General features: G+C 65.0%; 22 protein-coding genes. 15 read left to right on the top strand and 7 right to left on the bottom strand.

What is annotated here, in order from left to right:
* Nucleotides 1-92 precede the first annotated feature (92 nt).
* Nucleotides 93-1,217, top strand: a complete 1,125-nt coding sequence (locus J6525_RS39830; RefSeq protein ID WP_225648723.1) for a M20 family metallopeptidase — start codon at nt 93-95, stop codon at nt 1,215-1,217.
* A complete protein-coding gene (gene trmB / locus J6525_RS39825; RefSeq protein WP_225648722.1) occupies nt 1,214-1,954 on the top strand; it encodes a tRNA (guanosine(46)-N7)-methyltransferase TrmB in 741 nt (246 codons plus the stop codon). The genes J6525_RS39830 and trmB overlap by 4 nt, the downstream gene beginning before the upstream one ends.
* A gap of 91 nt (nt 1,955-2,045) precedes the next feature.
* On the opposite strand, the gene J6525_RS39820 is transcribed toward trmB, so the two are convergent.
* A complete protein-coding gene (locus J6525_RS39820) occupies nt 2,046-2,891 on the bottom strand; it encodes a phytanoyl-CoA dioxygenase family protein (RefSeq protein WP_092081016.1) in 846 nt (281 codons plus the stop codon).
* Between the two features lie 219 nt (nt 2,892-3,110).
* Nucleotides 3,111-4,181, bottom strand: coding sequence for a DUF2336 domain-containing protein (locus J6525_RS39815; RefSeq protein WP_225648721.1), 1,071 nt, complete (start codon nt 4,179-4,181; stop codon nt 3,111-3,113).
* A 347-nt stretch (nt 4,182-4,528) separates the two neighbouring features.
* Here J6525_RS39815 and rimP point away from each other — a divergent pair, with 347 nt between their 5' ends.
* The 11 genes from rimP to J6525_RS39760 all read left to right on the top strand — a co-directional run bounded on the left by rimP (nt 4,529) and on the right by J6525_RS39760 (nt 17,006).
* Nucleotides 4,529-5,317, top strand: coding sequence for a ribosome maturation factor RimP (gene rimP, locus J6525_RS39810; RefSeq protein ID WP_225648720.1), 789 nt, complete (start codon nt 4,529-4,531; stop codon nt 5,315-5,317).
* A 3-nt stretch (nt 5,318-5,320) separates the two neighbouring features.
* Entirely contained in the window at nt 5,321-6,937 is a 1,617-nt protein-coding gene (gene nusA / locus J6525_RS39805) for a transcription termination factor NusA (RefSeq protein ID WP_225164081.1), read from the top strand.
* A gap of 15 nt (nt 6,938-6,952) precedes the next feature.
* Nucleotides 6,953-7,639: an RNA-binding protein gene (locus tag J6525_RS39800; protein ID WP_092081020.1), complete on the top strand. Its 687-nt coding sequence runs from the start codon at nt 6,953-6,955 to the stop codon at nt 7,637-7,639.
* 107 nt (nt 7,640-7,746) lie between these two features.
* Nucleotides 7,747-10,443: a translation initiation factor IF-2 gene (gene infB, locus J6525_RS39795; protein ID WP_225648719.1), complete on the top strand. Its 2,697-nt coding sequence runs from the start codon at nt 7,747-7,749 to the stop codon at nt 10,441-10,443.
* 174 nt (nt 10,444-10,617) lie between these two features.
* Complete coding sequence (rbfA, locus tag J6525_RS39790) at nt 10,618-11,028, top strand: 30S ribosome-binding factor RbfA (RefSeq protein ID WP_028343913.1); 411 nt, start codon at nt 10,618-10,620, stop codon at nt 11,026-11,028.
* Nucleotides 11,028-12,137, top strand: a complete 1,110-nt coding sequence (truB, locus tag J6525_RS39785; protein ID WP_092081024.1) for a tRNA pseudouridine(55) synthase TruB — start codon at nt 11,028-11,030, stop codon at nt 12,135-12,137. Before rbfA ends, truB begins: the two co-directional genes overlap by 1 nt.
* Before the next feature lie 2 nt (nt 12,138-12,139).
* On the top strand, nt 12,140-12,409 hold the full coding sequence (rpsO, locus tag J6525_RS39780) for a 30S ribosomal protein S15 (RefSeq protein ID WP_016844725.1): 270 nt from the start codon (nt 12,140-12,142) through the stop codon (nt 12,407-12,409).
* Nucleotides 12,410-12,723: 314 nt separating this feature from the next.
* Complete coding sequence (gene pnp, locus J6525_RS39775; RefSeq protein WP_050383431.1) at nt 12,724-14,886, top strand: polyribonucleotide nucleotidyltransferase; 2,163 nt, start codon at nt 12,724-12,726, stop codon at nt 14,884-14,886.
* A gap of 204 nt (nt 14,887-15,090) precedes the next feature.
* The gene (locus J6525_RS39770) at nt 15,091-15,813 is read left to right on the top strand and encodes a superoxide dismutase (protein ID WP_225648718.1); all 723 of its coding nucleotides are present in this window, start codon (nt 15,091-15,093) and stop codon (nt 15,811-15,813) included.
* 123 nt (nt 15,814-15,936) lie between these two features.
* Nucleotides 15,937-16,413 carry a GNAT family N-acetyltransferase gene (locus J6525_RS39765; protein WP_225648717.1) on the top strand — a complete coding sequence of 159 codons (477 nt, stop codon included), beginning with the start codon at nt 15,937-15,939 and terminating at the stop codon, nt 16,411-16,413.
* Nucleotides 16,410-17,006, top strand: coding sequence for a glutathione S-transferase family protein (locus tag J6525_RS39760; RefSeq protein WP_225648716.1), 597 nt, complete (start codon nt 16,410-16,412; stop codon nt 17,004-17,006). The genes J6525_RS39765 and J6525_RS39760 overlap by 4 nt, the downstream gene beginning before the upstream one ends.
* 142 nt (nt 17,007-17,148) lie before the next feature.
* Here the strand turns inward: J6525_RS39760 and fabV are convergent, their stop codons facing one another.
* The 3 genes from fabV to fabA all read right to left on the bottom strand — a co-directional run bounded on the left by fabV (nt 17,149) and on the right by fabA (nt 20,188).
* The gene (gene fabV, locus J6525_RS39755; RefSeq protein WP_092081032.1) at nt 17,149-18,321 is read right to left on the bottom strand and encodes an enoyl-ACP reductase FabV; all 1,173 of its coding nucleotides are present in this window, start codon (nt 18,319-18,321) and stop codon (nt 17,149-17,151) included.
* A gap of 78 nt (nt 18,322-18,399) precedes the next feature.
* Nucleotides 18,400-19,623 carry a beta-ketoacyl-ACP synthase I gene (gene fabB, locus J6525_RS39750; protein WP_225648714.1) on the bottom strand — a complete coding sequence of 408 codons (1,224 nt, stop codon included), beginning with the start codon at nt 19,621-19,623 and terminating at the stop codon, nt 18,400-18,402.
* 43 nt (nt 19,624-19,666) lie between these two features.
* The gene (gene fabA / locus J6525_RS39745) at nt 19,667-20,188 is read right to left on the bottom strand and encodes a 3-hydroxyacyl-[acyl-carrier-protein] dehydratase FabA (protein ID WP_057015289.1); all 522 of its coding nucleotides are present in this window, start codon (nt 20,186-20,188) and stop codon (nt 19,667-19,669) included.
* A gap of 327 nt (nt 20,189-20,515) precedes the next feature.
* Between fabA and irrA the strand changes: the two genes are divergently transcribed.
* Complete coding sequence (gene irrA / locus J6525_RS39740) at nt 20,516-21,007, top strand: iron response transcriptional regulator IrrA (protein WP_026192029.1); 492 nt, start codon at nt 20,516-20,518, stop codon at nt 21,005-21,007.
* Between the two features lie 72 nt (nt 21,008-21,079).
* Here irrA and J6525_RS39735 read toward each other — a convergent pair whose 3' ends face one another.
* Nucleotides 21,080-21,607 carry an SH3 domain-containing protein gene (locus J6525_RS39735; protein ID WP_225648736.1) on the bottom strand — a complete coding sequence of 176 codons (528 nt, stop codon included), beginning with the start codon at nt 21,605-21,607 and terminating at the stop codon, nt 21,080-21,082.
* Nucleotides 21,608-21,954: 347 nt separating this feature from the next.
* On the opposite strand from J6525_RS39735, the gene J6525_RS39730 reads away from it, so the two are divergent.
* On the top strand, nt 21,955-22,959 hold the full coding sequence (locus J6525_RS39730) for a 2-hydroxyacid dehydrogenase (RefSeq protein ID WP_028335496.1): 1,005 nt from the start codon (nt 21,955-21,957) through the stop codon (nt 22,957-22,959).
* Nucleotides 22,960-23,267: 308 nt separating this feature from the next.
* Here the strand turns inward: J6525_RS39730 and J6525_RS39725 are convergent.
* The coding region (locus J6525_RS39725; RefSeq protein WP_225648713.1) for an integrase core domain-containing protein at nt 23,268-23,704 on the bottom strand (437 nt) is incomplete at its 5' end.

Here is a 23,704-nt window from a genome sequence, read left to right as displayed (position 1 = left end):
CGCGCTTGAGCGCCTCCTTTGAGCATGATTCCGGATCGTGCTTCGGCGCGTGCGCGCAATGACAAAGCGAATTCACAGGCGACGACAACAGCATGTCCAGCAATCCGTTCGAAACCGCCGTGATTCTCGACGGCATCCGCCGCTGGGTCGAGATCGAATCTCCGACCGAGCGGCCCGATCAGGTCAACAAGCTGGCTGATCTCGTCGCGTCGGGCTATCGCGACCTGCCGGCCACGGTGGAGCGCATTGCGGGACGCGACGGCTGCGGCGATCACCTGGTGACGCGCTCGTCCTGGGGCCAGGACGCGCCGGGCATCCTGGTGCTGAGCCATCTCGACACAGTTCATCCGATGGGATTCATCGAACGGTTACCATTCAAGGTCGACGGCGACAGCGCCTTCGGCCCCGGCATCTACGACATGAAAGGCGGCGCCTACCTCGCCTATCACGCATTCCGGCAGGTCTGCGCCGACGATGCGCGCCCGCCGCTCGGCATCACCCAGCTCTACGTATCGGACGAGGAGATCGGCAGCCCGACCTCGCGGGCACTGATCGAGACCGAGGGCCGCAAGGCCAAATACGTGCTGGTGACGGAGCCGGCGCGCGACGGCGGCAAGATCGTCACCGGACGCAAGGGCGTTGCGCGTTTCGACGTGTTCATCAAGGGCGCGCCGGCGCATGCCGGCACGCGCCCCGAGGACGGCCGCAGCGCGATCCGGGAGCTCGGCAATGTGATCCAGGCGCTGGAGGCCATGAACGATCTCAAGCGCGGCGTCACCGTCAATGTCGGTGTCGTCCGCGGCGGCACCAAGCCGAACGTGATCGCCGAAGAGGCCTATGCGGAAGTCGACATGCGCGTGCCGACCATGGCCGACGCCGACGAGCTGGTGCCGAAGATCCTCGGGATCACCTCGCGCACCGAGGGCGTCAGCGTGAAGATATCGGGCGAATTGAACCGTCCACCCTATGAGAAAAGCAACGCCGGCGCCGCACTCTACGAGCACGCCAGGGGGCTGGCCGCCGAGCTCGGCTTCGAGCTGGCGGATGTGTTCACCGGCGGCGGCTCCGACGGCAATTTCACCGCGCCGCACACCGCGACCCTCGACGGCCTCGGCGTCGACGGCAAGGGCGCGCATACCCATTACGAGCAGCTCTACATCTCGTCGATCGAGCCGCGCGCGCGGCTGCTCCACCGTCTCTGCCAAACGCTGCGATGACACCGGCTCCAGGCGACCGCGGCGATCGCGATTCCCCCGACGACGGCGCGATGGCGCATGCGCGCGGCTCGTTCTTCGGACGGCGCAAGGGCCACAAGCTGCGCCCGCACCAGGCCGACCTGATCGACACTCTGCTGCCGCATCTGGCCGTCGACATCTCGGCGCCCGCGCCCGAGGCGCTGACCGAGTTGTTCGACGACGGCATCGAGAATGTCAGGCTCGAAATCGGCTTCGGCGGCGGCGAGCATCTGATCGCGGAGGCACAGGCCTTTCCGACCACGGGCTTCATCGGCTGCGAGCCCTATGTCAACGGCATGGCGAAGATCCTGACCCAGATCGAGGCGCTGAATATCGGCAATATCCGCCTGTTCGCCGGCGACGCGGCCGAACTGCTGGCCTGGGCGCCGACGCGCTCGCTTGCGCGCATCGACCTGATCCATCCCGATCCCTGGCCGAAGCGGCGGCACTGGAAGCGGCGCTTCGTGCAGGATGCAACGGTCGCCGCCATGACACGGCTGCTGCCGCCGGGCGGTGAATTCCGCTTCGTCAGCGATATCGACGACTATTGCGCCTGGACGCTGGCGCATTTGATGCGCTCGCCCGACTTCGCCTGGCTCGCCGAGCGCGCAAGCGACTGGCAACAGCCGTGGCCGAACTACACGATGACGCGCTACGGCGCCAAGGCCGAGCGCGAAGGGCGCAAGGCGGCATATTTGAGGTTCAAGCGCTTGCCTTGACGCCGTCGTTCCGGGGCGATGCGCAGCATCGAACCCGGAACCTCGAGATTCCAGGTTCGTCGCTATCGCGCCGCCCCGGAATGACGGGTGGCTATCCCTTCGCTTCCGCCAGCCGCGCCTTCCTGACGTCGGTCGCCTCCCACACCATCCGCTTGCCGCGCTCGCGGCCGAGCAGCTCGATCGGATCGTGATTGTCGATGTGGCCGAACTGGCCCTTGTAGACGCTGTAGCCGCACAATTCCTGCAGCCGGCGCGGAAAGCGGGCTGCGGTCTCGCGCGGAATGCCGAGCTGCAGGTTCTCCTGCTGCCGCATCCAGCCCCAGCAATAGGCGCAGGAGAAGGCAAAGCGCCTGGCGTCGCTGCTGTTGGCGCCACCGCCATGCCACAGCGCGCTGTCGAACAGCATCACGCTGCCGGCCGGCATGGTCGCGGTGACCGCGTCGTACTCCTTGCCGTATTCGGGCGACGAATCGAATTTGTGGCTGCGCGGGATGATCCGCGTCGCGCCGTTATCTTCGCGGAAATCGGACAGCGCCCAGATCGCATTGATCGTGATCGGGATGTGCGGCCGCGGCAACGGGATCAATTGGGTGTCTTCGTGAATCGGCTGCGCCTCCTGGCCGGGCCCGAGCACCAGCGAGCAGAACGACGACAGCAGGCATTCCCTGTCCAGCACGCGTTCGACCACCGGCAGCACGTTGTCATGCAGCGGCACCTCCCAGAACAGATCGTCATAGGTCAGGAGGTTGTTGATGCGCAGCGTCTTGAAGCCTTCGAACGACGTCCTGGCAGGTGCGAGATTGTGCTCGCTCTCGATTCTCAGCACCGCCGCCTTCAACCCCTCGACCAGATCGGGCGAGGCGGCGCGCTCGATCACGGTGTATCCGTCGTCGCGGATCCGCGCGGCGTGCGATTGAATGTCGGCGTCCGTCAGCATGGCAATCTCCCCGTTGGCGCTGTGTCGCGCCTTGCAGAAAGCATAGCGGAACGATTTTGGGTTTGGGAAGTGTGCACTATGATCCGTCATGCTGAGGAGGCCGCAAAGCGGCCGTCTCGAAGCACGACGGCCCGGCTGCAACAGCGTGGCCGTGCATCCTTCGAGACGCGCGCAAATGCGCGCTCCTCAGGATGACGGAATGAAGAGTCCCCTTGCGGACTAGCGCGACTTCCAGAACTCCACGACGCGCTGCGCCGTCGAGGGCATCAGGCGCACGAAATTCACCCGCGCACCTTCGATATCGGCAGGAGACGGCACGCGGTTCGGCCCGAGCCGCATCAGGATCAGGGCGCGCACGGTCGGCCATTCGAAGCCGATCGTCTTGCTGGCGATCAGGATCGGATCGTAACGGTCGCCGGAGATCAGGCGATCGAGCGTGACGATTTTCACGCCGGCCATCGCGGCAAGCGCCGCCACGCATTCCTCATATTTGAAGGCCTTTGCGAAGCCGGCCACCGCGGCCTCGTTCAATTCGCCGGCGCGATGCAGCGCCAGGATGGCGCGCTGCGCGGCTGTGAAATCGCGGCCCTCGACCTGAACGATCACGCCCTCGATCTCGGTCATCGCCAGCTTGATCTCGGCCTGGCGTTCCGGCTTGGCGACGGCATGCAGACGGCGGCGGATCACGTCGATCGAGCCGGCGAGCAGGCCCTTCAGATGCTCGGGCGGAAGATCATCGCGGCGGCCGATCCGCAGCGTCAGCACGCCGTCCTGGCCGGCGCGTTGCACGAGCGTCGTGAAGGAGGCGTCCGAGAACGCCGCGCCCGCATTGCCGGCCGCGCATCGGATGACGTCGCGATCGCCGCGTCGGACGAGGACGTCGGTCAGCGCAGTCGAGAGCTTCGATCGCTCGGCCATCGCGAGCAGATGCCCCTGGCCCTTGGCATTGGCGATCTCGACCAGCACCTTTTCGTCAATCACCGGCGATCGGCGCAGCAGCGGCCCCGCGATCGCGACCTCGTCGTCGCGGGCGAGCTGCCCGACCAGATGCCGCGGCGCGTTGGCGAGCAGCGCGAGCCGTTCGGCGAGATCGATCCGCGCGGCAAGCTCGGCATGCGGGACCAGGCTCGTCAGCACCCCGTCGAACAGGTCGATATGGTCGGGGCGAAAACTCGCGGCGCCCTGCAGGAACAGCTCGCCGAGCCGCCGCGCGGCCTCGGCGCGGCGCTTGGGGTCGCCGCGACGAACGATGTCGTCGAGTTCCGGGATCAGCGCAGGGGCTGTCGTCATGAGCCTTGTCCAACCGGCGACTTCTGCCGATTTTCGGCAATCTATGGTCCCGTTCGTAAACGGAGGGTTAGATCAATCCGGCATCCGGAGAGCCGTAAAATCGCCTCCCGCCGGACCCGGGGGCCTTGCCGGACCCGGGCAAAAGAGCTATATCCAGCGCAACTTATGGTATCTCATACGATCGCGTAGGAGAGTGGGCCCCCCGGGACCCGCTCTTTTTTATTACCTGACGGGACCCAACGAGGCCGGGTCCGGTTTGGGTAGCGTTAGCGGCCCCTTAAGGCCACCTGAACAACACAACAGACCTCAGCAGCCTTTAAGACCTTAGACAGCCTTTGACACTGGATATGACCGAACCGACCGCCACGTCCGTGGACACCGAACTGCTCGCCGAGCCGCGTCTCGTCGTCGAGCCCGGGGTCGCGGCGCGCGTCGCCGCGGTCGCGGTCCCGGTGCTGCAGGGCATGGGCTATCGCCTGGTGCGCATCAAGGTCTCGGGCGATGCCGGCTGCACCGTGCAGATCATGGCGGAGCGCCCCGACGGCTCGATGCAGCTCGAGGATTGCGAGGCGATCTCGCGCGCACTGTCGCCGGTGCTCGATGTCGCCGACCCGATCGAGCGCGCCTACCGGCTGGAAATCTCTTCGCCCGGCATCGACCGCCCGCTGGTGCGCCGCTCCGACTTCGAGCGCTACACCGGGCATCTCGTGAAGATCGAGATGGCGGTGGCGCATCAGGGCCGCAAGCGGTTCCGCGGCGTGCTTGCCGGCGTCGCGGGCGATGCGGTGCGCATCAGGCGCGACGATCCACGTCCCGACGAGGACGCCGAGGTTCTCCTGGTGATGGAGGACATCTCGGACGCACGGCTGGTGCTGACCGACGAATTGATCGAGGAATCGATGCGCCGCGGCAAGGCCGCCGAGCGCGAGCTGCGCCGCGAGCTCGGCCTCGCGCCGCCGCAACCGGCCCACGCCAAGAAGAGCGACCCGGCGAAGAGCCAGAAGCCGAAACCCAAGCCTGGTGATAAGCCTGCTCACAAGCCCGGCAAGAAGCCGGCCCCGACCAACACCAAAAAGCACCGCCTGGCGGCCGAGCGCGCGCGCCGTGGCGAGATCGATCCATCCGAAGGAGACTAAGCCATGGCAGTCAGCGCCAACAAACTCGAACTGCTGCAGATCGCAGACGCAGTTGCGCGCGAAAAGTCGATCGACCGCTCCATCGTGATCGCGGCGATGGAAGACGCCATCGCCAAGGCCGCGCGTGCCCGCTACGGCAGCGAGACCGACGTCCATGCCGAGATCGACGCCAAGAAGGGCGAGCTGCGGCTGACCCGCCACATGCTGGTGGTCGACGTCGTCGAAAACTCGTCGAACCAGATTTCGCTGCACGACGCGCAGCGCGCCAATCCGGGCGCCCAGGTCGGCGACACCATCGCCGACACCCTGCCGCCGCTGGAATATGGCCGCATTGCCGCGCAGTCGGCCAAGCAGGTGATCGTGCAGAAGGTGCGCGAGGCCGAGCGCGACCGGCAGTACCAGGAATTCAAGGACCGCATCGGCGACATCGTCAACGGCATCGTCAAGCGCGTCGAATATGGCAGCGTGATCGTCGACCTCGGCCGTGGCGAAGCGATCGTGCGCCGCGACGAGATGCTGCCGCGCGAAGTGTTCCGTAACGGCGACCGCGTCCGCGCCTATATCTTCGACGTCCGCCGCGAGACCCGCGGTCCGCAGATCTTCCTGTCGCGCACCCATCCGCAGTTCATGGCGAAGCTGTTCGCGCAGGAAGTGCCGGAGATCTACGACGGCATCGTCGAGATCAAGGCGGTCGCCCGCGATCCGGGCTCGCGCGCCAAGATCGGCGTGATTTCGCGCGATTCCTCGGTCGACCCGGTCGGCGCCTGCGTCGGCATGCGCGGCTCGCGCGTGCAGGCCGTGGTGAACGAGCTGCAGGGCGAGAAGATCGACATCATCCCGTGGTCGCCCGACATTGCGACCTTCGTCGTCAACGCGCTGGCGCCGGCTGAAGTCGCCAAGGTCGTGATCGACGAGGACCGCGAGCGCATCGAGGTCGTGGTTCCCGACACCAATAACCAGCTGTCGCTGGCGATCGGCCGCCGCGGCCAGAACGTCCGCCTCGCCTCGCAGCTGACCGGCTGGGACATCGACATCCTGACCGAGCAGGAAGAGTCGGAGCGCCGCCAGGCCGACTTCGAGAACTCGACCCGCGTGTTCATGGAAGCGCTCAATGTCGACGAGGTGGTCGGCCAGCTGCTCGCCTCCGAAGGCTTCACCTCGGTCGAGGAACTCGCGCTGGTCGACGTCAAGGAACTCGCGGGCATCGAGGGTTTCGACGAGGAGACCGCCACCGAGCTGCAGACCCGTGCCCGCGAATATCTGGAACAGCTCGAGGCGGAACTGGAAGCCAAGCGCAAGGAACTCGGCGTCGAGGACGCCATGAAGGACGTGCCCGGCATCACCGGCAAGATGCTGGTGAAGCTCGGCGAGAACGACGTGAAGACGGTCGAGGATCTCGCCGGCTGCGCCACCGACGATCTGGTCGGCTGGACCGAGCGCAAGGAAGGCGGCGAGCCGACCAAGCATGCCGGGTTCCTCGACGGCATCGAGATCTCGCGCGACGAGGCCGAGGCCTTGATCATGCAGGCCCGTCTGAAGGCCGGCTGGATCACCGAGGCCGACCTCGCCAAGCCTGCTGAGGAGGCCGAGGCCGCCGAAGCAGAAACGACGGCTTCGTAAGGAGATGCCCCACGGATGCTGGCTCAGGCTGACCCCGATCTCGACGATGGGCCGCGGACGCAGAAGTCCGCGACCACGCGGATGTGCGCGGTCAGCCGCGAGGTGCGTCCGATCGACGAGCTGATCCGGTTCGTCGTCGCGCCCACAGGCGAGGTGATCCCGGATATCAAGCGCAAGCTGCCCGGCCGCGGACTCTGGGTTTCCGCGTCGCGGCGCAGCGTTGCGGAAGCCGTCCGCCGTCACCAATTTAGCAAGGGATTCAAGCGCGATGTCCGCGTCGCCCCGACCCTTCCCGCCGATACCGACACCCTCCTGGTGCGCAGCGTCACCGAGGCCCTGGCGATGGCCGCCAAGGCCGGTCAGGTGGTTTCGGGCTTCGGCAAGGTCGAGGACGCACTCAACCGGAACGAAACTGCAGCCCTGATCCACGCTTCCGACGGCGCGGCGGACGGAATCCGCAAATTGGACGCGATCGTGAGGCAAAGGGGCGAAAAACGTGGTGAATCGCCGGTAATCCCCGTCGTCAATGTTTTGACGTCGGAAGAATTGGATTTGGCACTTGGGCGGTCAAATGTGATACATGCTGCGCTGCTCGCGGGCCCGGCGAGCAAGACGTTCCTGTCGCGCTGCCAGATGCTGGTCCGATACCGGATGGCCGACGACGACAAGACCGCCGAAGCGGCCAGAAATTCCAGAGCGTGATCCGGGAAGGCGGACGCCGTCTTTCCGACCGGTCATGCTCAGCAAACGACGACACGTTGAAGGATTTGTGCGGCAAACGCACAGCGAAACGAGATTAGGACTGCTGAATGGTTGATACCAAGACCCCTGGCGACAAGACTTTGAGTGTCCCGAGCAAGACGTTGTCGCTGAAGCCGCGCGTCGAGACGGGCACCGTGCGCCAGAGCTTCAGCCACGGCCGGACCAAGCAGGTCGTGGTCGAGAAGCGCGGCAAGCGTCGCGTCGGTGGCGATGGTCCCGGCGAGGCGCACGCGCCGGAACCCGTGGTTGCAAAGCCTGCGGCGCCGGCCGCCAGGCCGCCGCTCGGCCGCCCCTCAGGCCCGCCTCCCGGCCAGCAACAGCGTAACACCCGCTCCGGCGTGGTGCTGCCGACCCTGACCGAGGACGAGCGTTCCGCGCGCGCCAGCGCGCTGGCCGACGCCCGTCAGCGCGACATCGAGGAACGCCGCCAGGCCGAAGAGGAAGCCAAGCGCCGCGCCGTCCGCGAGGCTGCCGAGAAGGCCGAGCGCGAGGCCGCCGAAACCCGCCGCAAGGCGGAAGAGGAGCGCCACCGCCACGAGGAAGAGGCCAAGCGCAAGGCCGAGGTCGAGGCCAAGCGCCGCTTTGGCGAGGGTGAAGCCAAACCCGGCGCTCCGGCCACAACAACGGCCAGGCCCACGACAGCCGCACCTGCGTCTGCTTCGCCTGCCCGCGCGCCCGCAGCACGCCCGACCACCACGACAACCGCGCGCGCACCGGCCTCTGCGCCGCGGCCGGCGGCAGTTGCGGCCGGGCCGGACGAAGACGAAGGTCCGCGCCTGGTGCGCCGCCCCGGCGGCGCCGTGCGCCCCGCCGCGGCTCCGAAGACCACCCACAAGCCCGGCCCGCAGAAGGAGCGCGGCCGCCTCACTCTGACCACTGCGCTCAACGCCGACGACGTGCGCGAGCGTTCGATCGCCTCGTTCCGCCGCCGCACCCAGCGCCTGAAGGGGCATGCGTCGAACGAACCGAAGGAAAAGCTGATCCGCGAAGTCACCATTCCGGAAGCGATCACGATCCAGGAACTCGCAAACCGCATGTCGGAACGCGCGGTCGACGTCATCCGCATGCTGATGAAGCAGGGCGCGATGCACAAGATCACCGACGTGATCGATGCCGACACCGCGCAACTGATCGCCGAAGAACTCGGCCACAGCGTCAAGCGCGTCGCGGCGTCCGACGTGGAAGAGGGCCTGTTCGACGTCGTCGACAATTCCACCGACACCGAGCCGCGCTCGCCGGTGGTCACCGTCATGGGTCACGTCGACCACGGCAAGACCTCGCTGCTCGACGCGCTGCGCCACGCCAACGTCGTATCGGGCGAAGCCGGCGGCATCACCCAGCATATCGGCGCCTACCAGGTGCTGTCGCCCGAGAGCGGCACCAAGATCACCTTCATCGACACGCCCGGCCACGCCGCGTTCACCGCGATGCGCGCCCGCGGCGCCAAGGTCACCGACATCGTCGTGCTGGTGGTCGCGGCCGATGACGGCGTGATGCCGCAGACGATCGAGGCGATCAATCACGCCAAAGCGGCCAAGGTGCCGATGATCGTGGCGATCAACAAGATCGACAAGCCGGATGCGCGACCGGAGCGCGTGCGCACCGAGTTGCTCCAGTACGAGGTGCAGGTCGAATCGCTCGGCGGCGACGTCGTCGACGTCGAGGTTTCGGCCAAGAACAAGACCAATCTCGACAAGCTGCTCGAGATGATCGCGCTGCAGGCTGAAATCCTCGACCTGAAGACCAACTCGGAGCGTCCGGCGGAAGGCACCGTGATCGAAGCCAAGCTCGATCGCGGACGCGGTCCGGTCGCGACCGTGCTGGTGCAGCGCGGCACGCTGCGCGTCGGCGACATCATCGTGGCCGGCGCCGAGATGGGCCGCGTCCGCGCCTTGATCTCCGACCAGGGCGAGAATCTCGAAGAGGCCGGCCCTTCGGTGCCGGTCGAGGTGCTCGGCTTCAACGGTCCGCCGGAAGCCGGCGATCGTCTCGCCGTGGTCGAAAACGAAGCCCGCGCCCGTCAGGTCACGAGCTATCGTGCGCACCAAAAGCGCGAGAATGCCGCGGCCTCGATCTCGGGCATGCGCGGCTCGCTCGAGCAGATGATGTCGCAACTCAAGACCGCGGGCCGCAAGGAGTTCCCGCTGATCGTCAAGGCCGACGTGCAGGGCTCGCTGGAAGCGATCCTGGGCTCGCTCGAGAAGCTCGGCACCGACGAAGTCGCCGCCCGCATCCTGCATGCCGGCGTCGGCGGCATCTCGGAGTCCGACGTCACGCTGGCGGAAGGCTTCAACGCCGCGATCATCGGCTTCTCGGTCCGAGCCAACAAGGAAGCCGCAGCCGCCGCCAAGCGCAACGGCATCGAGATCCGCTACTACAACATCATCTACGACCTCGTGGATGACATCAAAAAGGCGATGTCGGGCCTGCTCGCGCCCACGCTGCGCGAAACCATGCTGGGCAACGCACAGATCCTGGAAGTGTTCAACATTTCCAAAGTCGGCAAGGTCGCGGGTTGCCGCGTCACCGACGGCACCGTGGAACGCGGCGCCAATGTTCGCCTGATCCGCGACAACGTCGTGGTGCACGAAGGCAAGCTGTCGACGCTGAAGCGCTTCAAGGATGAAGTGAAGGAAGTGGTCGCCGGCCAGGAGTGTGGCATGGCGTTCGAGAACTACGGCGACATGCGTGTCGGCGACGTGATCGAGTGTTACCGCATCGAGACGATCCAGCGCTCTCTGTAAGTCCAAATCTTACGAAGCGCAGATCTTGCTAGGCGTTGGGTCCATTTAACTGAAAATGCGACGGCGTGGCCGGACTTTAGTCCGGCCACCAGCGCATCGTCCGATTGAAAGCAAAGCAAGGACATTGATGCCCGCGGCCACGGCTGGCGGGCGCGACGGTTTTGGAAAAAGGTCATGCCCCGTCAAAAGAAGAGTTCCAGCCCCGGCGGATCGCAACGTCAGCTGCGCGTCGGCGAAACGGTTCGCCATGCAGTTGCCGAGATTCTGTCACAGGGTGAGGTTCACGATCCCGATCTGGAAGGCCACATCATCACCGTTCCCGAGGTGCGTATGTCGCCGGATCTGAAGCTCGCCACGATCTACGTGATGCCGCTCGGCGGCCGCGACACCGACACGGTGATATCCGCGCTCGAGCGCAACAAGAAGTTCCTTCGCGGCGAGATCGCGCACCGCGTCAACCTGAAATTTGCACCCGACATTCGCTTCCGCGTCGATGAGCGGTTCGACGAGGCGGAGCGCATCGAGAAACTACTGCGGACACCTGCGGTGCAGCGAGACCTTGCACCCGATTCGGACGACGAGTGATGACTGTGATGACGACCAACAGCGTTGTCGACGCGAAGGATGCCGACGCGCGCGACGCTGAGCGGGATGCTTTTGCCGGCCAGCGCACCGACGATGCGCGCCGCACCAACAACGACCCGCGCCAGAAGCAGGGCAGGCAGAACCAGCAGCCGCGCCGCGACAAGCGCGACGTCCACGGCTGGGTGGTGCTCGACAAGCCGATCGGCATGACCTCGACGCAGGCGGTCGCGGTGCTCAAGCGCCTGTTCCAGGCCAAGCGCGCCGGCCATGCCGGCACGCTCGATCCACTCGCCTCCGGCGGCTTGCCGATCGCGCTGGGCGAGGCCACCAAGACGGTGCCGTTCGTGATGGACGGCCGCAAGCGCTACCGCTTCACGGTGTGCTGGGGCGAGGAGCGCGACACCGACGACACCGAGGGGCGGCCGGTCAGGACCAGCGAGAGCCGGCCGACCGCCGATTCGATCCGGGAACTGTTGCCGCGCTTTACCGGGGTGATCGAGCAGATCCCACCGCAATATTCGGCGATCAAGGTGCAGGGCGAGCGCGCCTATGATCTGGCGCGCGACGGCGAGACCGTCGAACTGAAGCCGCGCCCGGTCGAAATTCACGAATTAACCCTTGTGGAACATGGCGATAACGGTCAGTCCGTATTCGAGGCCGAGTGCGGCAAGGGAACCTATGTCCGGGCGCTGGCCCGCGATATGGGCCGGATCCTGGGCTGTTTCGGCCATATCTGCGCCCTGCGGCGGACCCTTGTCGGTCCGTTTACCGAACGGGACATGATTCCGCTGGAACAGTTGGAGGCTTTATGCAATAGAGCCGCGTCTGGCGAGGGCAGCCTCGCCGACGCGCTTTTGCCCGTTGAGACCGCGCTGGACGACATCCCGGCACTGGCCGTCACACGGGCTGATGCGGCAAGGCTCCACAGGGGCCAGGCCGTTTTGTTGCGCGGACGGGATGCGCCCAATACCAGCGGCACAGTCTATGTCACGGTGGCAGGCCGGCTTCTCGCGCTTGCCGAAATTGGCAATGGCGAACTCATCCCCAAGCGCGTGTTCAACCTGAACGGACTGACTGCCGGTCCGGCTCGCAACGATGAAAGTAACTGACGATGTCGATTACCGCCGAACGCAAAGCGGAAGTCATCAAGACGAATGCCAACAAAGCCGGCGACACCGGCTCGCCCGAGGTTCAGGTCGCGATCCTGTCGGAACGCATCAATAACCTCACCGAGCACTTCAAGAGCCATGTGAAGGACAACCATTCACGTCGCGGCCTCCTGAAGCTCGTGTCGACGCGTCGTTCCCTGCTTGACTACATCAAGCGCAAGGACGAGGCGCGCTACAAGGCGCTGCTCGAAAAGCACAACATCCGTCGTTGATTTGAGAAGCACGCGCGCGAGGGTTCGCGCGCGTTTTCGCATGGTCGTCCGTGAACTCGGGCTTTCGAATTGTCGAAAGATGATCATGCGCAGCATGGCAGTCGCGCCATGCACACTAGCGTCCAGCAGCAATCCGGCCGCTGGACCGGGCAAGATGCCCAGATGACCGAAAGGATGGACGCCATCCGAAATCCAGGGACCATGGCAGGATCGCCGGATGCTGATCGCGACAGCGCATCAGTGTCTCGCCGTCTTGGCATGGTCTTTGTGTTTCAGGGCGCCGTGCTTTCGTGAAACCATGAAAGAAAACCGAAATGTTCAATTCGCATTCCGTCGAAATCGACTGGGGTGGACGTCCCCTCAAACTTGAAACCGGCAAGATCGCCCGCCAGGCCGACGGCGCCGTGATGGCCACCTACGGCGAGACCGTGGTGCTTGCCACCGTCGTTGCGGCGAAGGCGCCGCGCGAGGGCGTCGACTTCCTGCCGCTCACGGTCGACTACCAGGAGAAGACCTACGCCGCGGGCCGCATTCCCGGCGGCTATTTCAAGCGCGAAGGCCGTCCGACCGAGAAGGAGACGCTGGTCTCCCGCCTGATCGACCGCCCGATCCGTCCGCTGTTCGTCGACGGCTGGCGCAACGAGACCCAGGTGATCGTCACCGTGCTCTCGCACGACATGGAGAACGATCCGGACATCGTGTCGCTGGTCGCCGCCTCCGCCGCCCTGACGCTGTCGGGCGCGCCGTTCAAGGGCCCGATCGGCGCCGCGCGCGTCGGCTTCGCCAATGACGAATACGTGCTCAACCCGACGCTCGACGAGATGACCGAGACCCAGCTCGACCTCGTCGTCGCCGGCACCGCCGACGCCGTGCTGATGGTCGAATCGGAAGCCAAGGAGCTCAACGAGGACGTGATGCTCGGCGCGGTCATGTTCGGCCACCGCCACTTCCAGCCGGTCATCAACGCGATCATCGAGCTCGCCGAGAAGGCCGCCAAGGAGCCGCGCGAAGTCACCACGATCGACAATTCGGAGATCGAGAAGGAGATGCTCGGCATCGCCGAACAGGAGCTCCGCAAGGCCTATGCGATCCCGGTCAAGCAGGAACGCTATGCCGCGGTCGGCGCCGTCAAGGAAAAGGTGCTGGCGCACTTCTTCCCGGAAGGCCAGGAGCCGAAATACGACAAACTTCGCGTCGCCGGCGTGTTCAAGGAACTGGAAGCCAAGATCGTTCGCTGGAACATCCTTGACACCGGCAAGCGCATCGACGGCCGTGACGCCAAGACCGTGCGCAACATCATCGCCGAAGCCGGCGTGCTGCCGCGCGCCCACGGCTCGGCGCTGTTCACCCGCGGTGAGACCCAGGCGATGGTCGTGACCACGCTCGGCACCGGCGAGGACGAGCAGTACATCGATGCACTGTCGGGGACGTACAAGGAAACGTTCCTGCTGCACTACAACTTCCCGCCCTACTCGGTCGGTGAAACCGGTCGCCTCGGCGGCACCAAGCGCCGCGAAATCGGCCACGGCAAGCTCGCCTGGCGCGCGATCCACCCGGTGCTGCCGCCGCATCACGAGTTCCCGTACACGATCCGCGTGGTCTCCGAGATCACCGAGTCGAACGGCTCGTCCTCGATGGCCTCGGTGTGCGGCGCCTCGCTGTCGCTGATGGACGCCGGCGTGCCGCTGAAGCGGCCGACCGCCGGTATCGCCATGGGCCTGATCCTCGAAGGTCAGCGCTTCGCGGTGCTGTCGGACATCCTCGGTGACGAGGATCATCTCGGCGACATGGACTTCAAGGTCGCCGGTACCGACCACGGCATCACCTCGCTCCAGATGGACATCAAGATCGAGGGCATCACCGAGGAGATCATGAAGGTTGCGCTTGGCCAGGCCAAGGAAGGGCGCATCCACATCCTCGGCGAGATGGCCAAGGCACTGACCGCGGCGCGCGCCGAGCTCGGCGAATACGCACCGCGCATCGAGACCTTCAAGATCGCCACCGACAAGATCCGCGAAGTGATCGGCACCGGCGGCAAGGTGATCCGCGAGATCGTCGAGAAGACCGGCGCCAAGGTCAACATCGAGGACGACGGCACCGTGAAGGTCGCCTCCAACGATGGCGAGGCGATGAAGGCTGCGATCAAGTGGATCAAGTCGATCGCCTCCGATCCGGAGGTCGGCCAGATCTACGAGGGCACCGTCGTCAAGGTGATGGAGTTCGGCGCGTTCGTGAACTTCTTCGGCGCCAAGGACGGCCTCGTCCACATCAGCCAGCTCGCGTCCAACCGCGTGCAGAAGACCTCCGACGTCGTCAAGGAAGGCGACAAGGTCAAGGTCAAGCTGCTCGGCTTCGACGATCGCGGCAAGACCCGCCTGTCGATGAAGGCGGTCGACCAGGAGACCGGCGAGGATCTCGAGGCCAAGCAGAAGACCGAAGCGCCGGCTGCGGCGCCGCGCGAAGCTGCCGGCGAGTAAGCCAGGGCCAATCGACTTGCAAATCGACTGTTACGAAAAGGGCGGCCCTGTGGCCGCCCTTTTTGGTTTTGCCGAGATCGGACGCGAATCAATCTCCGCTGATCGGCATGCGCGGTTTTGACCCGGCATTGTGACCGGATTCGCTGGAACCCGTTCACAACTCGGGCCTAACATCAGGAAGCTTTCCCAGCACGGAGAACTACGATGTCCTCGATGTCCCGACGCCATTTGATCATCGCAGCAGGCGGCATCGCCGCGGCCGCAGCCGCATCGCGCACGGCGTTCGCGCAGGCCCCCGCCGGACCGTTCAAGATCGATCCGCTGACCTATCCCACCAATGCGCTGGAGCCGCATATCGACGCCAAGACGATGGAAATCCATCACGACCGGCATCATCAGGCCTATGTCACCAACCTCAACAATTTCGCCAAGGACAATCCGCAGATCGCCGAAAAGCCGGTCGTCGAGGTGCTCGCCAATCTCGGCAGCGTGCCGGAGGCGATCCGTACCGGCGTTCGCAACAACATGGGCGGCCATGCCAACCACACCATGTTCTGGCAGATCATGGGACCGAACGGCGGCAAGGCGGACGGCGAGGTGCTCGCCGCGATCGATCGCGACCTCGGCGGCATGGAAAAATTCCAGACCGAATTCAACGCTGCCGGCGGGCGCGTGTTCGGCTCCGGCTGGGTGTTCGTCACCGTGACCAAGGACGGCAAGCTCGCGATCGAGACGCGGCCGAACCAGGACAATCCGATCATGGACGGCAAGCGCGCGCTGCTCGGCAATGACGTCTGGGAGCACGCCTATTACCTGACCTACCAGAACCGCCGGCCCGATTATCTCAAGGCGTGGTGGAATACGGTGAACTGGAAGGCCGTGGCTGAGCGCTATGCGGCAGCAAAGGCCGGCACGCTCGGCGTGTGAGCCGCCGGGCTCGCCGGTCGCACACAACTGCGCTAGAGTTGAAAGCTCCGCGAGACGATCGCGGGCTTTCACCTTTATGCACCCACAGCGTCGCGCCGCCGGCGTCGAACGCGATAGGGAACAATGACGCCGCCGATCATCCGCCCCGCTCGTCCCGACGAACATGACGCGATCGCGCGCGCCTGGATGGCGAGCTGGGTTTCGACCGGGCTCTCGCAAGCCAGCGACAGCCTGTTGAACGATCTGCGTATCCGCTTGCCGCGCGAGATCGCTGGTGGCTGGAGCCTGTTCGTCGCCGACGATCAGGGCAGCATCGCCGCCATGCTGGCGCTGCACTTGCCGACCTTGCTGCTCGATCAGCTGATGGTGGTCCCCGCCTATCAGGGCCGGAGCCTGGGACGCGCGCTGCTCGCCTTCACGCGCCGGCAGATGCCCGACGAGATCTGGCTGAAATGCGTCCGCGAGAACGAGAAGGCGTGGCGCTGGTACGAGCGCGAAGGCTTTGTGTTCGAAAAGGAAGCGCCCAATCCGATCACCGGCTTCATGATGAAGCACTATCGGTGGAAGAGAACAAACCGCACATCGGAGGCTAAGCCATGATCAAGCTGTACTGGTCGCCGCGCTCGCGCTCGTTCTCAGCCATCTGGCTGCTGGAGGAATCCGGTCTGCCATACGAACGGGTGCTGACCGACATCAGCACCGGCGCGCAGAAATCGCCGGACTTCCTCAAGATCAACCCGATGGGCAAGGTGCCGGCGCTGACCGACGGCGACGCGCATCTCGCCGAGGCCGCCGCGATCTGCGCCTATATCGCCGACCGTTATCCCGAGACCAAACTCGCGCCGGCAGCGACGGACCCGAAGCGGGCGCGCTACCTGCAGTGGCTGTTCTTCTCGCCGAGCTGCATCGAGCCGGCGCTGATCCAGCTCTTCACCAAGCTCGAGGTGCCGACCAGCACCGCAGCATGGGGCAGCGCCGCGCAGGTGTTCGACGTGCTCGACGCCGAGCTGCAGAAGGGGCCGTGGATCCTCGGCGATCAATTCTCCGCTGCCGACATCGCGATCGGCGCGGGACTGAACTTTGCGGTACGTGTGTTCAAGATGGTGCCGTCGCGGCCGTCATTCGAGGCCTATATCGGCCGCTGCGTGGCCCGGCCCGCGTTCCAGCGCGCAGAGAAGATCGCGGCGGGGTGAGCGTCGGGTCTTGTAACCCGGATGGAATCTCGTAGCCCGGATGGAGCGAAGCGCAATCCGGGAAAAGTCTCTGACGTAGAAAGAGCTGTCCCGGATTACGCTTCGCTCCATCCGGGCTACGAAGCAGTGAATTGCGAACGGCCTAACCCGGCACGACGCGCGGATCCACGTCCTGCGTGTAATCCACGCCGTCGATGCCGAAGCCGAACAGGCGCAGGAACTGGCTCTTGTATTCCTGGAGGTCGGCGAGTTCGCCGAGCGTCTCGGTGGTGAGCAGGGGCCAACGCCGCGACACTTCCGTCTGCACCTCGGGGGAAAGCTCCCAGTCGTCGACCCGGACGCGCTGCGCGTCATCGAGCTCGACGCCCTTACCGAGCTTCGTCCGGAACAGGCGATCGATCTGCTCGATGCAGCCTTCGTGGAGACCGAGCTGCTTCATCACCTTGAACAGCACCGTGCCATAGAGCGGCACCACCGGAATCGCCGAGCTCGCCTGGGTGACCACGGCCTTCAGCGCGACGACGCGGGCGGCGTCCGCACCGAGCCGGCCGCGGATCGCTTCCGCCTTGCTGTCGAGATCGACCTTGGCGCGGCCGAGCGTGCCGTTCCAGTAGATCGGCCAGGTCAGTTCACTGCCGATATAGGTGTAGTTGAGCGTCCGGAAGCCCGGCGCCAGCACGCCGGCATCCGCCAGCTGATCGATCCAGCGCTTCCAGTCGTCGCCGCCCATCACCGCGACGGTGGCCGCGGTTTGCTCCTCGCTCGCCGGTTCGAGCGTGGTCTGGAACACCTCGCCGGTCTCGGTGTCGAGCGTCTTGATCTCGACCGGGGCGCCCAGCGGCTTGATCACCGAACGATAGGTCTTGCCGGTGTCGGGATCGGTCCGGACCGGAGCGGCCATGCTGTAGACCAGCAGGTCGAGCTGTCCGAATTTCTCGCGCACGCGCTCGATGAAGGTCGCCTTCAGCTCGTCGGAGAAGGCGTCGCCTTCGAGCGTGAGCGGCGAGCGTCCGATCTTCTGGGCCTCGATCTCGAAGGCGCGGTTGTTGTACCAGCCGGCGCTGGCGCTTCTCTTTTCCGACGGCTCGCGCTCCAGCGACACGCCGATCGTATCGGCGCCGCCGGCGAAGGTCGCGACGATGCGGCTCGCGAGGCCATACCCCGTCGAGCAGCCCAGCACGGCAACGCGCTTCGGGCAGTCGGCGACCGGGCCCTGCTTCAGAACATAGGCGATCTGTTCGCGGACATTCGTGGCGCAGCCGACGGGATGTGCCGTCGTGCAGATGAAGCCTCGCACGCGCGGTTCAATAATCATTCCCACCCCATTCCGGATCGTTGCAATGTTCCCATTCGCTGCCCGCGGACCTCCCTCAGCAAGCGAGGAGAGGCGAAATCACGCGTCAAGCCGCCTGAACACCAGCGTCGCGTTGGTGCCGCCGAAGCCGAACGAGTTCGACAGCACGGTGTTGAGCTTGGCGTTGTCGATGCGCTTGCGCACGATCGGCATGTCGGCAAACACCGGATCGAGTTCGGTGATATGCGCGCTCTCGCAGATGAAGCCGTTGTTCAGCATCAGCAGCGAATAGATCGCTTCCTGCACGCCGGTGGCGCCGAGCGAGTGGCCGGTCAGCGCCTTGGTCGCCGAGATCGGCGGGCACTTGTCGCCGGTGCCGAACACCTTGCGGATCGCCTCGATCTCCGGCGGATCGCCGGCGGGCGTCGAAGTGGCATGCGGATTGATGTAGTCGACCGGCGTGTTCACCGTCGACATCGCCATGCGCATGCAGCGCTCGGCGCCCTCGCCCGATGGCGCCACCATGTCGTAGCCGTCGGAAGTTGCGCCGTAGCCGACGACCTCGCCATAGATCCTGGCGTCGCGCGCCTTGGCATGCTCGAGCTCTTCCAGCACCACGACACCCGCGCCGCCCGCGATGACGAAGCCGTCGCGGTTGAGATCGTAGGGACGCGAGGCGGTGGCGGGCGTGTCGTTGTATTTCGAGGACATCGCGCCCATGGCGTCGAACAGCACCGACAGCGTCCAGTCGAGTTCCTCGCAGCCGCCGGCGAAGATGACATCCTGCTTGCCGATCTGGATCGTCTCATAGGCGTTGCCGATGCAGTGGTTCGACGTCGCGCAGGCCGACGAGATCGAATAGTTCACGCCCTTGATCTTGAACCAGGTGGCGAGCGTCGCCGACGCGGTCGAGGACATGCCCTTCGGCACCGCGAACGGACCGACGCGCTTCGGGCCCTTGGCGCGCGCGATGTCGGCGGCCTCCACCAGCGTGCGCGTCGACGGACCGCCGGATCCCATGATGATGCCGGTACGGATGTTGGAGACTTCGCTTTCCTCGAGGCCCGAGTCGCGGATCGCCTGTTCCATCGCAACGTGATTCCACGCCGCACCTTCGGCAAGGAACCGCATCGCGCGGCGATCGATCACCTCGGCAGGATTGAGTGTCGGCGCACCGTGCACCTGCGAACGGAAGCCGAGTTCGGCGGCCTTCTCCGCGCGCGAAATGCCCGACTTCGCCTCGTAGAGGCTCGCAAGCACTTCCTGGGTGTTGTTACCGATGGACGAGACAATACCCATCCCCGTGATGACAACCCGCCTCATGTTCGCCTCGCCCTGCCTTTATGTTGCCGCATGATGATCCTGCTCAAGATGGCGCCGTGCCCTGCTTGAACAACCCGACCTTCAAGTCCTTGGCGCGATAGATAATCTCGTCGTCCATGGAAAGCCACCCGTCGGCAATTCCAAGCACGAGCTTTGACCGCATCACGCGCTTGATATCGATGTTGTACACAACCTTGCGCGCTTGCGGCAGCACCTGTCCGGAGAACTTCAGCTCGCCGAGGCCGAGCGCGCGGCCACGACCTTCGCCACCGATCCAGCCAAGGTAAAAGCCGACCATTTGCCACATGGCATCGAGGCCGAGGCAACCCGGCATCACCGGATCGTTCTTGAAATGGCAGCCGAAGAACCAGAGATCCGGTTTCACCTCGAGCTCGGCGCGCACCAGCCCCTTGCCGAACTCGCCGCCATTCTCCGAAATCTCGCTGATGCGATCGAACATGAGCATCGGCGGCAGCGGCAACTGGGCGTTGCCGGGACCGAAAAGCTCGCCCCGCCCGCAAGCCAGCAAATCCTCGTATTCGTAACCGCCGCGCCGATCCAGCATCCTCTTTCCACCTCTGATGTCCCGATGAGCGCTTTGCTTGGTCGGACCTTGATCTACCCACGGGAACCGGAATAACCCGTCCCGCATCTTGGCGCTACCTGGGTACGCTACGGCCTGTTATCTCTGCCGAAAGCGCATATGTGGTCCGCGCGCTCTCTAACATAGCGCCAACTGGGCAGCAAAGCGGCATTCCGAGGATAAATGACCGCTTCTCCTTAGGTTTCTACCGCAGCTTGGATTCGTTCTAGTTGCGAAAAACTTGCATCTGATAGGCATCCTTTTTATATTTATGAGGAATATTGCCTGAGTTGGGTGCATAGAGTGGATATGAACGAGGAAGTACCGGCTGTGAACGATGATGCCGTGCACCCGGCTGCCCGGGGCGCTGGGCACCACCCTGCCCTGACCGGCTGTCCGTGGCATGACGTCAACGAAATGTTGCAGTCTGCCGGTCTGCGGCCGACCCGTCAGCGCATGGCGCTGGGCTGGCTGCTGTTCGGCAAGGGTGCCCGCCACCTGACCGCTGAAATGCTGTACGAGGAAGCCACGCTGGCCAAGGTTCCGGTGTCGCTGGCGACCGTCTACAACACCCTGAACCAGCTGACCGATGCCGGCCTGCTGCGCCAGGTCAGCGTCGACGGCACGAAAACCTATTTCGATACCAACGTGTCGACGCACCACCACTTCTATCTCGAGCACAACCACGAGCTGGTCGATATTCCCGACCCGAACCTCGTGCTGTCGAAGATGCCCGACGTACCGGAAGGCTACGAGATCTCCCGCGTCGACATGGTGGTGCGGCTGCGCAAGAAGCGCTGAACCGTCTTACCGTCGATTTGAGTTGTGATGGCCGGGCTCGTCCCGGCCATTGTCGTTCGGGACGAGGAAAACTCAGTCCACCTTCTCGTCGGCGTAGACGCCCCAGAGGCGCTGCTGCTCGATCCAGCCGTCGAACCCGCTGCCGGTGACCCGGCACCAGTTATTGGCGCATTTCTTCACCTGCGCGACGACGCCGGCCTGCAGGCGCGCCGCGACGGCGCTGGCGGCATCGGGACGATCGTAGAGCGAGGCCAGATCGTCCTTGTTCTTCATCGTGACGACGGCGGTGCGGCGGCCGGACAGCAGGGAATGATAAACCCAGCCTTCGGCACCCTCGGAATCGCGCACCCGGCGCCAGTTCTCGAACTCGGCGGTAATTTCGACCGGCAGCCCCGACCGCGTGTAGACCCAGGCGACGTCATTATCCTTGGTCGGGCCGGCCCGGACGTTCACGTGATCCGACTTCAGGCTGACATAGCGTGGAATCGGCAGGCCGCTGGTGGTGGGGCTCAAATCCTTGGCGGAATGTCCGGGCATGACCGACGCACTCAGCATGCTTCCGACCAGCGCCACCAATGAACCGAAACGCCAGAACGCCACCATCAACCCGTCTCCTGCCGAGATGCCCAACCCGCATTCGGCGAACCGCAACCCAAACCACGCCCGAAGGCCCCAGCGCCCGCGCCAGGTCGCTCCCGCACTGCATGCCCGAGGGGTTCTTGTCTTGGCCCGGCCTTCTGCTAGAGAGGACGGAACGCCTGAGAGCCAGAACACCCGAATTTCCCGTCGTTTCGCCTTGGCGAAAAGCCGGGGCAAGTATCGGGGAACCCTAGGAAACGCGAAGGAAACGCCGGGACAGCGCGGCTATCAGCAGTGTCGAACAACCGGGTTAATGAGGCCTGAACGGTTTGTTTTTTGACAGGCCGCGCGCCTCATGAAAGCAGGACATGTCGGTGAAGAAAAAGCCTCTCGTCGTCGTCACCCGCAAGCTGCCGGACTCGATCGAGACCCGGATGCGCGAGCTGTTCGACGCCAGATTGAATCTCGACGACACGCCGATGACGCCGGAGCAGATCGCCGAGGCGGCGCGAACCGCCGACGTGCTGGTGCCGACCGTGACCGACATGATCCGCGAGGACGTGATCAATCAGCCCGACTGCAAGCTGAAGATGATCGCCAATTTCGGCAACGGCGTCGACAATATCGATGTCGCCGCGGCGCATGCGCGTGGCATCACGGTGACCAACACCCCGAAGGTGCTGACCGAGGACACCGCCGACATGACCATGGCGCTGATCCTGGCGGTGCCGCGGCGCCTGATCGAGGGCGCTTCGATCCTGACCGAAGGCAGGCAGCACTGGGCGGGCTGGTCGCCGACCTGGATGCTCGGCCACCGCATCGGCGGCAAGCGCCTCGGCATCGTCGGCATGGGTCGCATCGGCCAGGCGGTGGCGCGCCGCGCCCGGGCGTTCGGCCTGCAGATCCACTATCACAACCGCCGCCCGGTGGCGCCTATGATCGCCGAAGAGCTAGGGGCCACCTATTGGGAAAGCCTCGATCAGATGCTGGCGCGGATGGACATCATCTCGGTGAATTGCCCGCACACGCCGGCCACCTATCACCTGCTCTCGGCGCGGCGGCTCAAGCTGATCCGGAAAGAGGCCTATGTCGTCAACACCGCGCGCGGCGAGGTGATCGACGAGGACACGCTGATCAAGCTGATCGAAGCCGGCGATATCGGCGGCGCAGCCCTCGACGTCTATGAGCACGAGCCGGCGGTGAACCCGAAGCTGGTGCGGCTCGCCAAGGCCGGCAAGGTGACGCTGCTGCCGCATATGGGCTCGGCCACCATCGAGGGCCGCGTCGAGATGGGCGAGAAGGTGATCATCAACATCCGAACCTTCCTCGACGCCCACAAGCCGCCGGATCGCGTGCTGCCGAGCATGCTGTAAGCGCTCGTAGCCCGGATGGAGCCAACGGGTCGCGCGAACGCGCGCCCGATGACAGGCTCCGCGCAATCCGGGACCGCTTCTTTCCATAACCTCCCCTTGAAAAGGGGAGGTCGCTTTGCTCGCCAGAGCAAAGCGGGTGGGGATCATCTCTCTCCACGAGAGACGGTGCGTGTGGCTGACCCCCATCCCGACCTTCCCCCTTTCAGGGGGAAGGAGAAGAGAGATCTGTAGCACGGATGGAGCGCAGCGAAATCCGGGGCCTGTATCCGCGGACAGGCCGCCCCAGATTACGCTTCGCTCCATCCGGGCTACGAGACGTGGGTAGTCACATGCGACAGCCCTGCCGTCGTGTTCAGTCCCGTGAGTTTAGCAACGGCCTGGATCGGGGCCTGGTAGCCGAGGCATTTGAGGCGAGTCCGGTTGTAGTCGTGGACGAACCTGGCGATGAAGGCGTCGCGATCGGCATGGTCGATGAAGGTCCGCCGGGCGCTGCCGCGCTTTTGTTCGCGGCCAATGGCTTCGGCGATACGCCGGTTGAAGCGTTCGACGAGGCCGTTGGTCTGCGGGTGGTAAGGCTTGGTCAGGCGATGCTGGATGCCGCGCTGCTTGCAGAGCCGATCAAAGGGGTGGTCGCCGGAAGGTTTCCCGGGCGGCTTGTTCTTCTTGTCGACAGCGAAGCGGTCGGTGAACTCCGCGCCATTGTCGGTCAGGATGGTGTGAACCTGGTGCGGGAAGTCGGCCAGGA

The organism is Bradyrhizobium australafricanum, assembly GCF_020329495.1.
Taxonomy (GTDB): Bacteria; Pseudomonadota; Alphaproteobacteria; order Rhizobiales; family Xanthobacteraceae; genus Bradyrhizobium; species Bradyrhizobium australafricanum.
Note: the sequence above shows the minus strand (reverse complement) of the source record. Positions and strands in the feature narration are given on the sequence as shown.